Source organism: Enterococcus sp. AZ063, assembly GCF_051715045.1.
In the GTDB taxonomy this organism is placed as follows: domain Bacteria; phylum Bacillota; class Bacilli; order Lactobacillales; family Enterococcaceae; genus Enterococcus_D; species Enterococcus_D casseliflavus.
Map to the genome: position 1 here is coordinate 615,930 of NZ_JBIOTA010000001.1, position 14,088 is coordinate 630,017.

9 protein-coding genes are annotated in these 14,088 nt (G+C 42.4%); 6 read left to right on the top strand and 3 right to left on the bottom strand.

The features are described 5' to 3' along the window. Positions 1-228: 228 nt before the first annotated feature. Positions 229-1,734 carry a helix-turn-helix domain-containing protein gene (locus tag IGK61_RS02820; protein WP_074536571.1) on the bottom strand — a complete coding sequence of 502 codons (1,506 nt, stop codon included), beginning with the start codon at positions 1,732-1,734 and terminating at the stop codon, positions 229-231. Positions 1,735-1,817: 83 nt separating this feature from the next. Here IGK61_RS02820 and IGK61_RS02825 point away from each other — a divergent pair, with 83 nt between their 5' ends. Further along, on the top strand, positions 1,818-1,943 hold the full coding sequence (locus IGK61_RS02825) for a hypothetical protein (protein ID WP_276526194.1): 126 nt from the start codon (positions 1,818-1,820) through the stop codon (positions 1,941-1,943). A 58-nt stretch (positions 1,944-2,001) separates the two neighbouring features. Then, entirely contained in the window at positions 2,002-5,556 is a 3,555-nt protein-coding gene (locus IGK61_RS02830) for a bacterial Ig-like domain-containing protein (protein ID WP_438844669.1), read from the top strand. A gap of 170 nt (positions 5,557-5,726) precedes the next feature. On the opposite strand, the gene IGK61_RS02835 is transcribed toward IGK61_RS02830, so the two are convergent. Then, positions 5,727-6,302, bottom strand: coding sequence for a recombinase family protein (locus IGK61_RS02835; protein ID WP_438844670.1), 576 nt, complete (start codon positions 6,300-6,302; stop codon positions 5,727-5,729). 177 nt (positions 6,303-6,479) lie between these two features. Here IGK61_RS02835 and IGK61_RS02840 point away from each other — a divergent pair, with 177 nt between their 5' ends. Beyond that, positions 6,480-7,970, top strand: a complete 1,491-nt coding sequence (locus tag IGK61_RS02840; protein ID WP_438844671.1) for a helix-turn-helix domain-containing protein — start codon at positions 6,480-6,482, stop codon at positions 7,968-7,970. Between the two features lie 196 nt (positions 7,971-8,166). Here the strand turns inward: IGK61_RS02840 and IGK61_RS02845 are convergent, their stop codons facing one another. Further along, on the bottom strand, positions 8,167-8,370 hold the full coding sequence (locus tag IGK61_RS02845) for a hypothetical protein (RefSeq protein ID WP_081116967.1): 204 nt from the start codon (positions 8,368-8,370) through the stop codon (positions 8,167-8,169). A gap of 880 nt (positions 8,371-9,250) precedes the next feature. On the opposite strand from IGK61_RS02845, the gene IGK61_RS02850 reads away from it, so the two are divergent. The 3 genes from IGK61_RS02850 to IGK61_RS02860 all read left to right on the top strand — a co-directional run bounded on the left by IGK61_RS02850 (position 9,251) and on the right by IGK61_RS02860 (position 14,056). Beyond that, positions 9,251-12,235 (top strand): immunoglobulin-like domain-containing protein, encoded by a 2,985-nt coding sequence (locus IGK61_RS02850; protein WP_438844672.1) that lies wholly within the window; start codon positions 9,251-9,253, stop codon positions 12,233-12,235. Positions 12,236-12,311: 76 nt separating this feature from the next. Then, positions 12,312-12,806 (top strand): hypothetical protein, encoded by a 495-nt coding sequence (locus tag IGK61_RS02855; RefSeq protein ID WP_438844673.1) that lies wholly within the window; start codon positions 12,312-12,314, stop codon positions 12,804-12,806. After that, complete coding sequence (locus IGK61_RS02860) at positions 12,803-14,056, top strand: nucleotide sugar dehydrogenase (protein WP_438753032.1); 1,254 nt, start codon at positions 12,803-12,805, stop codon at positions 14,054-14,056. The genes IGK61_RS02855 and IGK61_RS02860 overlap by 4 nt, the downstream gene beginning before the upstream one ends. The last annotated feature ends 32 nt before the right edge of the window (positions 14,057-14,088 follow it).

Genomic DNA, 14,088 nt, shown 5'->3' on the forward strand with positions numbered 1-14,088 from the left:
GAACAGCACATAAAAACAAGACTGGGGCTTTCTCCGCTGTGCTTGAATAGAAAAACGTTTATTAGGAGAGGAATCTTGCAAAAAAAGGTCTGATTTTTTTCTGATGTGAAAAAAATAGACACGCTAAGAGAAAAGAAAAATGGATACTTAGGAAAGGGCCAAAATAGCAAACCGCGCAATGAAAAAACTGACGGCGCTTCCTTCAAGAAGGCCGCCAGTTTCCTTAAATCAACGAATCGGTGTGATTCTTGGCTGAATCAGCTGTTCAATCGTTTTGTGGATGATCGTCCAGTCCGAAAGGGTGGGGACATTGGAAATGCGCAGTTGCTGAAATTTGGTGTTGCTTTTCAGATGTAAGTCAAAATTGCTGACGATCAAATCTATTTCCCGATGGATCAATTCTTGTTCATCAGGAGCCACTTCAAAAAAGTAACTGATTTCTGTATGGTCGTTTTTAAATAATTCCGTTGATGCGGCTAAGAAAGCATCTAATCCAGCACCGCCTTGAAAAGCAAAGGCTACTTTGAGGTGTTTTTTCAGCTGGGGATTAGGCGCTAACTCGCTTAACAAAGTCAATGTGACTGCGATATGTTCCAAGTGAGTAAAGGAAAAGAAGCGGCTTTGATCGTTGAAAGGTTTCAACCACTCATTCCAAGCAAGGTAATCCGTCTTGAATGTCGTTTCAACAAAGGCTTTGATCTGCGGATCAGCAAACTCATAATTGGCAGAAATCATCGTCAGCAGGCGAAGATTTACGAGATACGCGATGATCTTGTGGGCGGCTGCAGGTGGAATAGCGACGCCAGATTTCTCTAAAAAGGCAGTCGCTTCTGCAATAATTTCTGGTCTTTCTGTATGGTGAAAAATGTAATCCGCATCGCTTTCTCCATTGATGTCCATCGTACTATAGGAAAGACAATGGAGCGCATTGACAAAGATCCAAAGCAGTTCTTGTTGCGGCAAGTGGATGATTCGGTATTTTTTCAAGTAATGTTCGTTTAATATTTCTGAGAAAATAGCGAAGCGTTCTTTCTCCAATAGATTGCGTTCTAAAGACGGCGGCAAGGTCAAAAAGTAAGAATAGCGCCACCTACGCTTGGCGATACTTAGCCACAGAGCAAGTCGGTAATGGCTGTAATGCAAATCTTTCTTGTTGGCTTCCTTGGCTTTTTGGACCAGCAGGCGGGCATCCGCGGGACTATCCTTATCTAAAATCGTGCTATCGCCATAAGCAGAAAAAAAGACGAACAGACAAAATCGGATGTCCGCTTCGGTACCAATAAAGTCAAGATGATTCGTGGCAATAGTTACAGAATAGGTTTGCAACGACTTGTTCATGTAGCTGATCGTCCGTAAAAGATGACTGCGAGAATAACCGAATTCAATCGTTGCTCGGTGAATAGAGTATTTTTTATTATCAATAATACTCGTCATGATTTTAAACTCCAGCGTTTCCATCCCCAGGTATTGAATGGCAGAATTGATGGAAGCGTTCGGCGCATAAGCGATCGAGACGATGTTCGTTTCTGAGAGTGTGATCTTGACCAGGTCTTTTGGCAAACTGTCACTTAAAATACTCAGCTCTTTGGTAACTGTAGGCAAAGATAGCCCTAGTAATGTCGCCAATTCTTGTGGATGATACCCTGTCGGTGCAGCATTTAGCACTTGTAAGATTTTTACTTGTCGAGAAAATGCTTTGTCCCGATGCAAGTTGATAGATAAATTTTCTAACATTGAAGTCACCACCTATCCATTGAAATTACGCTCGTTTTAAGTAAATTATATAATACTCTGCGCCAATCAAGAAGTCTTATCCCTTGAAAATTGGCGGATTTCATGTTAATGGTGCGCCGCATGTTTCATCGAGTGTGAAGCAGTCATTGAAAACAGCTTTTTTAGAAAAAGCAACCTTGCCAGTTGCAGACCTAAAACGCTTGGATTGATTGGTACAAAGATAAGTGTGAATAACGTTGGGGAAAAGAAAAAGGAGAAAAAATGAAAATGAAAAAACGCGTAATTATAAGTAAGAGCGCTTTAGTAGGGATGCTGATTTTAGGGACAACCTTTCCAAGCACATGGCCGATCGCTCAGGCAACAGAAACACAACAAACAAAGCAGCAAACACCATCAATAGACTCCACCGTTCCTTTGCTGACAGATTCAACAGGAAGCATGGACACAGGAGAAAAGACAAATTCCCAAGAAGGAAATGCTGACGTCGTATCTTCCGAAACAACCGCAAGTGAAGTGGTGATCACCACTTCAAACCCAGAAACAAATCAATCTAACGCAGCTGATACTGCAGAAAAAACTCAAATTTCAGTTACTGCCCCATCTGCTGAAACCAATGTAGAATCTAGGGATAGTCAATCTTTCGCTGCAGAATCAACGAAGAGTATCGAGAGTTTCAACTACGATCTGACTGTAGAATATGATCCGATCAAGTATAAAGCACTGGTTTTGGATTTGCCAATCCCGGAAAAATACGCACACCAAACACTATACCAAGACCCGCAGTTGACAGAAGATTTTTATGTCTACAAAACGGATAAGGTATACATGCTGGTGGGGCTATGGTATACAAGTGAAGTGACTGGTACCAATCAATTAAATATATCTTGGACAAGCTTCACAGGTTTTACGATCAACTATTACGGTCTAACAGCGGTTTTAGAATATACCGACGCCAGCGGCAACCTTTTGTTCATGGCGACATATAATGTTCGCTTTACAAATAGCCATCTGACCATTAAGTATGTAGATGAGTCTGGGATGGAAATCTATCCTTCTCAAACCATCCATAATAGTACCAATGAACCCTATAATGTCTCTACAAGTGCGTTTATTCCAGAAATTCCAGGGTATGTTCTTGATACCAATCAACTACCAACGAATGCCAAAGGGAATTTTCCTCGAGGCGAAGCGACAGTGACCTACGTCTATCAAAAAGCACCAACGGACTTCACAGCGCTATCCGTGAAAAATACGACGATTTATGAACAGGATACATGGTCAGCGGCGGATAATTTTGAACAAGCAGTCTCAAAAGAAGGAAAAATATTGACTTACGAGGATTTCCTCGCTGAGGGCGGCAGTGTGTCTGGGCAAGTCGATACTAGTCAAGCTGGTACCTATACAATCAGCTACCACTTAAACAATGTAAGCAAAGAAGCAACGGTCCTCGTCAAACCTCGATTCACTGCGATTACTGTTCACGATTCTTCGTTGTACGTCGGCGAAAATTGGTTCCCAGAAGATAACTTCGACCAAGCCGTCGATCGGGACAACCATCCAGTTGCTTTTGCCGATGTGAGCGTTGACGGAAGCGTCGATACCAATAAAGCGGGGACCTATGAGGTCGTGTATCGTTATGATGGGATAGAAAGCAAAGCCATTATCACCGTTAAAGCCGATCAAACGACAATTAAAGTTCACGATAGCGAGTTGTACACAGGGGAAAACTGGAAAGCTATGTATAATTTCGATAGTGCAACGGATCGAGATGGTAAACCTGTTGATTTTGGGGATATCACTGTTACAGGAACTGTCGATACAACGCAAGCAGGCAAGTACGAGGTCATTTACAGCTATCATGGTGTAGAAAGCAAAGCCCTTGTTACCGTCAAAGCCGATCAAACCACAGTTAAAGTTCACGATAGCGAGTTGTACACAGGGGAACAATGGGAAGCCAAGGGCAACTTTGACAGCGCAACGGATCGGGATGGTAAACCTGTTGAATTTGGGGATATCACTGTTACAGGCAAAGCAGATACAAGAAAAGCTGGCGAATACGAGGTCACTTACAGCTATCATGACGTAGAAAGCAAAGCCCTTATCACCGTCAAAGCGGATCAAACCACAGTTAAAGTTCACGATAGCGAGTTGTACACAGGGGAAAATTGGACAGCCAAGGACAACTTCGATAGCGCAACAGATCGGGATGGTAAACCTGTTGATTTTGGGGATATCACTGTTACAGGCAAAGCAGATACAACAAAAGCTGGCGAATACGTGGTCTCTTACAGCTATCACGGAATAGAAAGCAAAGCCCTTGTTACCGTCAAGGCGGATCAAACGACAGTCAAAGTCCACGATAGCGAGTTGTACACAGGAGAAAACTGGACAGCAAAAGACAACTTCGCCAGCGCAACGGATCGGGATGGTAAACCTGTTGATTTTGGGGATATCATTGTTACAGGCAAAGCAGATACAACAAAAGCTGGCGAATACGTGGTCTCTTACAGCTATCACGGAATAGAAAGCAAAGCCCTTGTTACCGTCAAGGCGGATCAAACGACAGTCAAAGTTCACGATAGCGAGTTGTACACAGGAGAAAACTGGACTGCCAAAAACAACTTCGATAGTGCAACGGATCGGGATGGTTTAGCTGTGGAATATGAGGATATCACTGTCACAGGGACTGTCGACACAACGAAAGCAGGCAAGTACGAGGTCACTTACAGCTATCACGGCGTAGAAAGCAAAGCCGTAATCACCGTCAAAGCCGATCAAACGACAGTCAAAGTCCACGATAGCGAGTTGTACACAGGAGAAAACTGGACAGACAAAGACAACTTTGACAGCGCAACAGATCGGGATGGTAAACCTGTTGAATTTGGGAATGTCATTGTTATAGGCAAAGCAGACACAACAAAAGCAGGCAAGTACGAGGTCACTTACAGTTATCATGGCGTAGAAAGCAAAGCCACTATCACTGTCAAAGCGGATCAAACGACAGTCAAAGTCCACAAAAGCGAGTTGTACACAGGGGAAAACTGGACAGCCAGAGACAACTTCGATAGTGCAACGGATCGGGATGGTAAATCTGTTGAATTTGGGGATGTCATTGTTACAGGCAAAGCAGATACAACAAAAGCAGGCGAATACGTGGTCACTTTCAGTTATCATAGTGTAGAAAGCAAAGCCATTATCATTGTCAAAGCGGATCAAACATCCCTAAAAGTTCACGATTCAACGATCAAGCAAGGCGATGAATGGCTGCCAGAAACAAACATTGATTCTGCCACCGATCGCGATGGCAAAGAAGTAGTCTTTTCAGAAGTAGAAGTCAACGGCACAGTGAACAACAACATAGTCGGTCAATACACGGTTTCCTACCATTACGGCGCAGTGATTGCCTATGCCGTGATTACTGTACAAGCAAAAGTCAGCGAAGCGCCTAACGAAACACCTGAAGAAACGCCAACAGAAGTACCAGAAGAAAATCGTCCGGAAAGTGAGTCGCCTGCGACTGAAATCCCTGAAACTGAAGCGTCTGATCCAATAATAGAAGAACCGATCAAGACACGTCCTGAGACAGAGACGTCAGAAACAAACGATCAAGAGAAAAACGGAAAACGGCCATCAGAACAATCAGACAAACCCTCAGCAACAGCGCAGAAAACACCGATCAAAGCAAGCAACCAATCCACTGCTAAGCAACTGCCAAAAACAGGAGAAACAAGCAGTGTCTTGCTAAGTGTGACAGGTATCCTATTCTTAATCGGCGGGCTGGTGTTCTTGTACCGTAAGAAATCATGGAGAAAACAACAATAGGATCAACAGAAGAGCTAGCAGAATAAAACGTACAGGACGAACAAGCTGGATGAATCGCTTATAAGAGAGAAAAAAATCGATCTTTAAGCCATCACAAACATCAGCAATGTTCGTCCTGTTTATTTATATAGTGAGCAGCCGAGAGTACGAAGTTCAGCCAGCACGTGTATTTAGGAAATGACCACATCCTTCTCCAGACTAAGGTAGCGATAAAAAGTTGAGCGCTTTAAGCCTGTTTGGGCACAGATATCCACAACGGCTTTTCCTTCCTTTTGATAAAGATTCAATGCGTGTTGGATCAGTGCGGGATCTACTCGAGGACGACCACCGATATTTCCTCTAGCACGAGCGGATTCTAAGCCTTCTTTGGTCCGTTCGACGATGATATCTCGTTCGAATTGGCTAAAGGCTTGGAAAACAGTCATCATCAATTTTCCTTGAGGGGTTTGTGTATCAAAATTTTCTTTGATACTGATGACTTTTACGCCTTTCTTTTCAAAAAAGTAGACGAGATCAATTAGGTCTTTGGTACTTCTTCCTAGCCGCGAGAAACTTTCAATAATGATTTTATCGTTTTCTTTCACTCGTTTTTTTAGTTTATTTAATTCAGGACGATTTGCGCGTACACCACTGATCTTTTCAGTATAAATTTTGTTGCATTCATACCGGTCAAGTAAATCCAATTGACGAGAGAGATCCTGTTGTCTTGTGGATACACGGGCGTATCCATAAACCATATTTGTCATACAAATTCCTCCAGTTGCACAAAAGAGTCTACATAGAGAATACCTTGTTTGTTCACTTAAGTACATATTCTAACACCAACTTAAGAAAATTTGGGAAATAGGAAGGTTTTTTTATAGGCGCAAATATTGTACTATAGAAAAGAACCCAGTCGGTGAAGGAGAAACACGGAGGGCAAAATGAGAGAATTGCAGTTAAATTTTATGCTAAACAAAACGACCGTTCGATGGCTTCAAATGTTAAATACCTTTGAGCGAGAACGGACTTGTTCCATCGCAAATTTAGCCAACAAACTTGATGTGACCCAACGGACGATCAGCTCTGACATCAAGGAATTGAAAACCTATCTGCAGGAGGCAGCGGAATTTACTCTTGAAGCCAATGGCTATCGTTTTAGAGAAACCAATCCGAAAAGATACTTGTCTCAAAAAAAGGAGCTTGTTGCAGAAGAAGGCATGTATCAAATCGTGGAAGCCATTTTCCACGGAGAATTCTGTTCGGTTGAAGAGTGGGCGCAGCGCTTGTATGTTTCGGAAAGTACGATGCGTCGTTATTTGAATACCGCTTCTGTGACGTTACGAAAGTATCATTTGGAGTGGATCTTGCAACCGGTTAATTTGAGTGGATCAGAAGCCAATATTCGCAAGTTTTTTAAAGATTTTTATTATGAATCAGATGTCACCCCGCATACGCTCTTGCCCCCCAAAGAACTGATCGCGTTAGTCAGTGATGCCTTCTCAGAAATTCCTACTGAGTTGGTGAATACAGGGGTTTCTCCGAGTGATTTTTATTATAGTTTGTATATTACCATCAAGCGCTATCAACTGGGAAAGACCGTTCAGATTCCTCGATCGTTGGCAACGATCGTCGAAACGCATGAGGCATTTGCCGTAATGAATGACTTAGCGCATAAAATCGAAGCGCTATACCGAGTAAGACTGCCGCAACAAGAAATGATGTGGCTTTATTTAGTGACCGTGATGAAACGGACTTTGACCGAACCTGAAAAAGAGCAGCAATTCGTTGCAGCGTTTGGGCTGTATCCTGAACTCGAAGAACTGAGTCAGCGCTTTGTTCAAGAATGGGGTATTTCCTTTCAAAAGCCACAACAGGTCCAGACGATGATCCACGCCTTTTTTCTGTCAAAGAAAATCAATGAGCAGCTGGCGCCCGTTTTAAATCACTTGCTAACAGAAGTAAAAACTGAAGCGCAAAAGCATGGTTCTGCTGCTTATCAAAAAAATCTGGCATTTATGAAGCAGCACCAAGCGATTCTAGGATTCAAACAGGAGTATCTGTCAGATATTTGTGCCGCACTGACCCTTTATAGTGAAGCAATCAGGGAGCTTTATGCTCAAAAAGTCAGACGGATCGCATTGATAATAGAAGGTGATCTCTATGCCTGTCACACGATTCGTGCGCGCTTCTTGCGTTATGTCGGCAATGATCATCGGGTATTTTTTCCAAAAATCAATGAATTGACGAGCGATTATTTGAAGGAAAACGCCATTGATCTTGTGGTCACGAATTATAGTGAATATTTATCAGAGTTCATCTTAGCGACTGATTCTCTTTTACTCAAAGCAATCCCCGATCATCAAGATTGGCTAAGAGTGATTGAAAAAATCGATCCTCAGTTAGGGCAAGCGTTAAGCGTTCCCACAACCTGATACACGTGTTGCAAAACAGCATGACGAGGACATAGGTGGATAGATCAAAGAGAAAAGCCGCAACCGTTACGATCGACGGGTGCGGCTTTTATTCGTTTGTCTAATAAAAAAGGGAGTTATCTGAAAATATGCCCACTATTCCTGAATACCAAAAGACTGGGTTATTTTGGTGAAAGAACAGCCTAAGCTAAAATAATTAGTTGGCATTTACTAGTTTATCAAAAATCGCTTCAAAGGTTTTGAACGTATCACTGTCTAACTGACACAGCCATAAAAGGTAGCTTTTTTCTTTGAATGTCCATTCGATTGAAGGGTAAGAGGCAATCAAGGCTTGGTATTTCTCTCGTTGTTCACTGGTAGCTAATAACCACCGCTTCTCAAAAATCTTTTTCTCTTCCATTTTTTATCTATCCCCCATAAAGAAACGTTGCCTGAAACTTCACTAACGGGCAACGTAAATCTAATGATATGCAGATCTACGTTTAGTATACCAAAGAAAAATGAATTTTTTTAGAAGATGTGTAAAATTACATATAATTTCTTTTATTTTGCTTTTTTCTGACATTTTTTATAGAAAAGAGGCATTCTGTTGAAGATAACTGTTGATAAAAATGTTTCAGACAATGCTAAGAATGAGTAGGCAAAAACAATGTATCCATCGTATTGAGTCAAGTGGTTACAGGTAATAACAAAAATGGACGATCCTTTTTAAATCATAAGGAATCGTCTTTTTTTATAACGCTTTTTTTTGCACAAACTTTCAAAATGCCTTATTTGAAAAGAAAATGAAAATCAATTTATTCACACAGGTTTGCAAATCTTGATTTATTGCTCGATGAGCAACCGTGTTAAATTTAACCTCGATTAAAACAATAAAATTTCGTCAAAAAAACATCTTTTTTTAGAGCTCATCTATGATATTTAGTGAGTTTCTATCGAATAGGTTGTTCCAATAAGGTCTAAGACAGATTTTTTTTGAGGGAGTAAGAAAGGACGCGTGATAAAAGTGAAATGAATCTTTAACGTACGAAAGAATAGAGAAGCAGGGGTGACTTATGAATAACTAATTTAGTGATGAAGTCACAGGTTTGTTAATGATCAGTCATCGGACAATGTTCTCCATTCTAGCAGCGGTGATTGGCTCAGAAGAAAATGCGAAGTCATTCTATGACAAACTACCTGATGAGGAAGGATGAATTCGTACAAGCATCATTAACCGGAGAACATGAAGAAATACAACGATAGAAAGATATATAGGTTGAGTTGGAAGGGAAAATAAAATGAAAAACAATTTTAAATTGAAAGCAACAGGTTTATTACTCGTTTGCCAAATGACTTTATCATCATTACCAGTGGTAGCGATGGCACAAGAGCACGAGGATTTGGAAGAAAATTATAACATAGAAAAACTAGTGGATGGGTTAGAAGAGAAGCAGCCAGAGGCAGCAAAACAAGCTGAAAATGAACCAGTCGATCCACAAGAACAACATTTAGCACCAGATGATACCCAAAAGTCAGAAGCTAGGGATATGACGGACACAAACGCATTATCTGAACAAGTACTACAGATGAATACTCAAGGAAGCCCCATCTATTCTTTGAAGGGTCTTAACAAAAGAGAAACACTCAATACAACTGGAAGTAGTGCTTATATTTTTAACGTATGGATAGAGGAAGATGCGAATGGGTTACCTGTATTCAATCATGATATCAGTAAGCATTTCATAAATTATGGCGCGAGGGTTACATTTAGCAATGGACAGTCGGCTCAGACATTTAAAAATGCTGCGACAGGCTCCCATATGATTTGGCAAGTAAATTTAAATGACCAATTGAGACCGAGACGTGGTGATACTTATACGATCAGAGATCTTAATCCATCAGGTAATCCGATCCATGCGGCAGCTACCGGCGTCTTGATGGAAGATCGCTATTATGAAGATGATCGCCAATTCGGGCAAAGTGTCTATGATCTTTTTGTAGGGGATACTTTTGAGCAACTACAAGAAGGTGTAACACAGCAAATAATTGCATCTACAAGAAGTAACTTAGAGGATCAAATGTTTCCTAGTGAAGAGAAGCAAAGATTGTTAGGACTTTTAAGTTCAGCAGAAGATATTTTAGCCAACCAGAAAATTAGCGACACCACTTTAAATGGTCTAACGACTGAATCGACACAAGCAAGCGGTGAGGCTGAACCAAATGCGACGATTTCCATTCGCGTTGGAGAAACAGAACTTGCAAGTGGACGTGTAGGAAGTGATGGCAAGTATAGCGTAACGATTGAAAAACAACAAGCGGGCACCGTGGTTACTGCGCAAGCAAGATTAGGCGATATCGAATCAAATATTGCCGAAACAACCGTTATTAGAGAAGGAATTGATGAAACAACGATTTCTAAGCTAAATACTGACTCCACAAGTGTGACGGGAACCGCAGAGCCAAATGCGGAGATCACGATCAAAGCTGGTGATACCGTGATTGCAAATGGACGTGTTGGCAGTGATGGCATCTATTCGTTAACGATTGAAAAACAACCAGCAGGTACCGTAATCACTGCGCAAGCAACCTTAAATGGCATTTCATCAAATATCGCAGAAACCATGGTTGAGCGAGCAACGATCGCCGAAACAACGTTGAATGAAGTGACAACCACAGACACGACTGTTAGTGGAACAGCCGAACCCAATGCACAGGTGGAAATCACGATTGGTGATGAAACCAAGAATGCCACTGTCGATAGTGATGGAAAGTTTGCAGTAGAGATTGATCCGCAAGCAGCAGGAACCATGATTACTGCGCAAGCCAGCATCGATGGAATGCAATCAAATATTGCTTCAACGATCGTTGTCAATGATCCAGCAAACACCGAAGGCACGATCACACCAGATACCTACAATGTTTCTTCTGGCGAACAATTCCTGAGAGGGACGTATACCGGTGATGTTGCATCTGCCCGTGTGTATGTAAATGGATCATCCGTTCGTGGTGGGAATTTTGCTGAGGGTTCGTTTGAATTCTTTATCGGCAATCGCATCCAATCTGTAGATGATGTCGTAGAAATCGAAGCCTTGGATCAATATGGCAAGGTACTTGATCGGACAACCGTTGAATTGACTAGAGATTTGGCTGGTACGATCACACCAGATCAATACCGTGTTGGCGAAACAATGATTACAGGGACCTTTACGGGTGATGTCAACTTTGCCCGTTTAGTGATCAATGGCACGGCTTCTAATGCATGGGGTGGTACTTTCAATGCCGATGGCACCTTCTCGTTTTATGTAGCGAATCTTGGAATCAAAGCTGGCGATAAAGTTGAGATCCAAGCGTTGAATCGCCAAATCAATGGCAACACGGAAGCAATCGTCGTGTTAGAAACCAAAGAAGTAACGGTTATTGACCAGCTTCAAGGGACGATCACACCAGATAAATACAGTTACACCGATACCACGATTACGGGAACCTTTACGGGCGATATCAATTTTGCCAACTTGGTGATTGATGGACAGTCTGTAGGGAACTGGGGTGGCACATTTAATAAAGAGACTGGTCGCTTTGACTTCTTTGTTCACGCACAATTTAGAGAACAGATCAGAACAGCAGCAAAAGTTGAGTTGCAAACCTACCATCGTGAAACAGTTGATGGACAAACGATTGATCATAAGCTGGTGTTGCAGCCAGTTGAAATCGCCAAAGCAGCTGGCTCGATTCAACCAGCAGCCTTCAAAGTGACAGAGAGTGAAATTACGGGAACCTTTACGGGTGATGTGAATTTCGCCAACTTGATCGTTGATGGGCGTTCAATTTCCTGGGGTGGTACCTTTAATGCGGCAAACCAAACCTTTACTTACTTTGTCAATCAAACGACTCGTGACTTGATTCGTGATGCAAAAACAGTCGAATTGGTTGCTTACCATCGTGAGATGATTAATGGCCTTCCGATAGACACCGAATTGGACCGCAGTGTCGTCACTATCGATAAAGAATTTATTGGCACGATTACACCAAACCCATACAAGCTGGGGGATCGAATCGTTACGGGGACCTATACAGGCGAGGACATCAACTTTGGTCGACTAGAAATTGATGGCATGATCCTGTGGGTGAGCGGTTTTGCGGATGGGACCTTTACCGCCTACTTGAACCAAGAACAAGCCAACAGCGTGACGAAAGACAGCCAGATGACGATCTATGCATTGCATCGCTTTGCTGACTTAAGTACCCAAGAGATCGCACAAGCAACCGTTACGATCACAGAATAAGAAACAGAATCTACGAGAGACCCTTGTGCCTTGCCTGTTGCAAGGGTCTCTTCATTGATAGAAAGAGAGAAAGCAAATGAACATGAAGAAAAAAATCGTTACCTTCTTTAGCCTTGTCCTCATGGGGAGTTTTTTAGCGGCCTGCTCGACGGATGACCAAGCAAAGACGGATACTACCCAAGGCAGCGAACCAATTGAACAAATCACGGACCAAAGCAATGCCGAGCCGCAATCGATCATTGGTGGATTAAAGATCATCATTGACAAACAAGAAATCAACCATAAGAAAACAGAAGATGGGGAACAAGTTTTACATACATTTACCATCACAGCAGAAAACATGGGCTCAGTTGCCGCAGGTCTAGGTTCGATTGATTTTCTTTTAGAAACTGAAGAGGGAGACCTTCTTGAACTTGATCATACCATGGCGATGTTTGGCAATGAGATCGCTGTAGGTGAAACCATCACTGGACAAGTTTCCTTTGCTTTAGAAGAGGGACAAGTGGCGAAAAAACTGATTTATAAACCTGGTGAAGAAAAATTAGCAGAATGGGATGTTAAGAGCGAATGAAAATAAACGTTATTGGATTGGGGTATATCGGGTTGCCCACAGCACTTACTTTTGCAAACCATGGGATTGAAGTCGTTGGGGTAGATGTGTCAGAAACAGTCGTTCAATCACTTCAAGCAGGTCAGGCACCCATCGAAGAACCCGACATTGATCGTTATCTAACACAAGCTTTAGCGAAAAAGACCTTCCACGCACAGTTGGTACCAGAAAAAGCGGATGCCTTTATCATTGCCGTACCAACGCCAAATATCGCCGATCAATTTGGTAGTTGCGACTTGTCCTACGTGAAAGCGGCGATGGCTGCCATCTTACCTTATCTTGAAAAAGGCAACACAGTCATTGTCGAATCGACCATTCAACCCCGCACGATGGAAGACATCGTTGGACCATTTTTTGAAAAAGCAGGCTATACCATTGGAGAAGATCTCTATTTGTTGCATTGCCCAGAGCGTGTTTTGCCAGGAAAAATCTTTGAAGAGCTGGTGATGAACAACCGAATCATTGGTGGCATGACGAGCGCTTGTACCCAACAAGGCAAACGCATTTATCAGACCTTCGTCAAAGGAAACGTGCTGGAAACTTCTGCAAGTATTGCTGAGCTATCGAAATTGATGGAAAACACCTATCGGGACTTGAACATTGCACTAGCCAATGAATTGGTCCAAATTGGGGATCGTCTAAACATTGATGCACTCCAAGTGATTGCGTTAGCCAATCAGCATCCACGGGTCAATATCCATCAACCAGGACCTGGTGTCGGCGGCCATTGCTTAGCGGTTGATCCATATTTTGTGGTGGCGGCAGCACCTGAAGACGCGAAGTTGATCCAGTTGGGGCGGATGATCAATACAGAGATGCCTGAATTCATTATAAAAAAAGTCGAAGAGATCTTAGCGATCCATGGTGGAAACAAGATTGCTGTTCTAGGGTTGGCGTATAAGGGCAACATCGACGATGCCAGAGAAAGTCCAGCTGTTGAGATCGCTAAAAGACTGAAACAAAAGAACACTCTGCAGGTCACCACCTATGATCCTTATGTCGCCACTTCTGATGTTGCACACATTGAAGCTGCACTAACAGACAGTGACCTGGCATTGATCCTCTGTGACCATGATGCCTTTAAAGCCATAGCGCCAGCAGCCCTTCAAGCGATGAAACAAAAAATCGTTTTTGACACGAAAAATATTGTGACAGATAAAACAAGGTTCGATGTTGCCTATTCTCTCGGGGCATTACCAAGCGCCCAGTAAATGGTTTGATTGCTATTTATGTTATTGAAAGG

Excerpts from the sequence above, each read along its gene's own strand:
- IGK61_RS02830 (WP_438844669.1), top strand. The coding sequence starts at position 2,002 with ATGAAAAAACGCGTAATTATAAGTAAGAGCGCTTTAGTAGGGATGCTG.
- IGK61_RS02820 (WP_074536571.1), bottom strand. The coding sequence starts at position 1,734 with ATGTTAGAAAATTTATCTATCAACTTGCATCGGGACAAAGCATTTTCT.
- IGK61_RS02850 (WP_438844672.1), top strand. The coding sequence starts at position 9,251 with ATGAAAAACAATTTTAAATTGAAAGCAACAGGTTTATTACTCGTTTGC.
- IGK61_RS02860 (WP_438753032.1), top strand. The coding sequence starts at position 12,803 with ATGAAAATAAACGTTATTGGATTGGGGTATATCGGGTTGCCCACAGCA.
- IGK61_RS02840 (WP_438844671.1), top strand. The coding sequence starts at position 6,480 with ATGAGAGAATTGCAGTTAAATTTTATGCTAAACAAAACGACCGTTCGA.
- IGK61_RS02855 (WP_438844673.1), top strand. The coding sequence starts at position 12,312 with ATGAACATGAAGAAAAAAATCGTTACCTTCTTTAGCCTTGTCCTCATG.
- IGK61_RS02845 (WP_081116967.1), bottom strand. The coding sequence starts at position 8,370 with ATGGAAGAGAAAAAGATTTTTGAGAAGCGGTGGTTATTAGCTACCAGT.
- IGK61_RS02835 (WP_438844670.1), bottom strand. The coding sequence starts at position 6,302 with ATGACAAATATGGTTTATGGATACGCCCGTGTATCCACAAGACAACAG.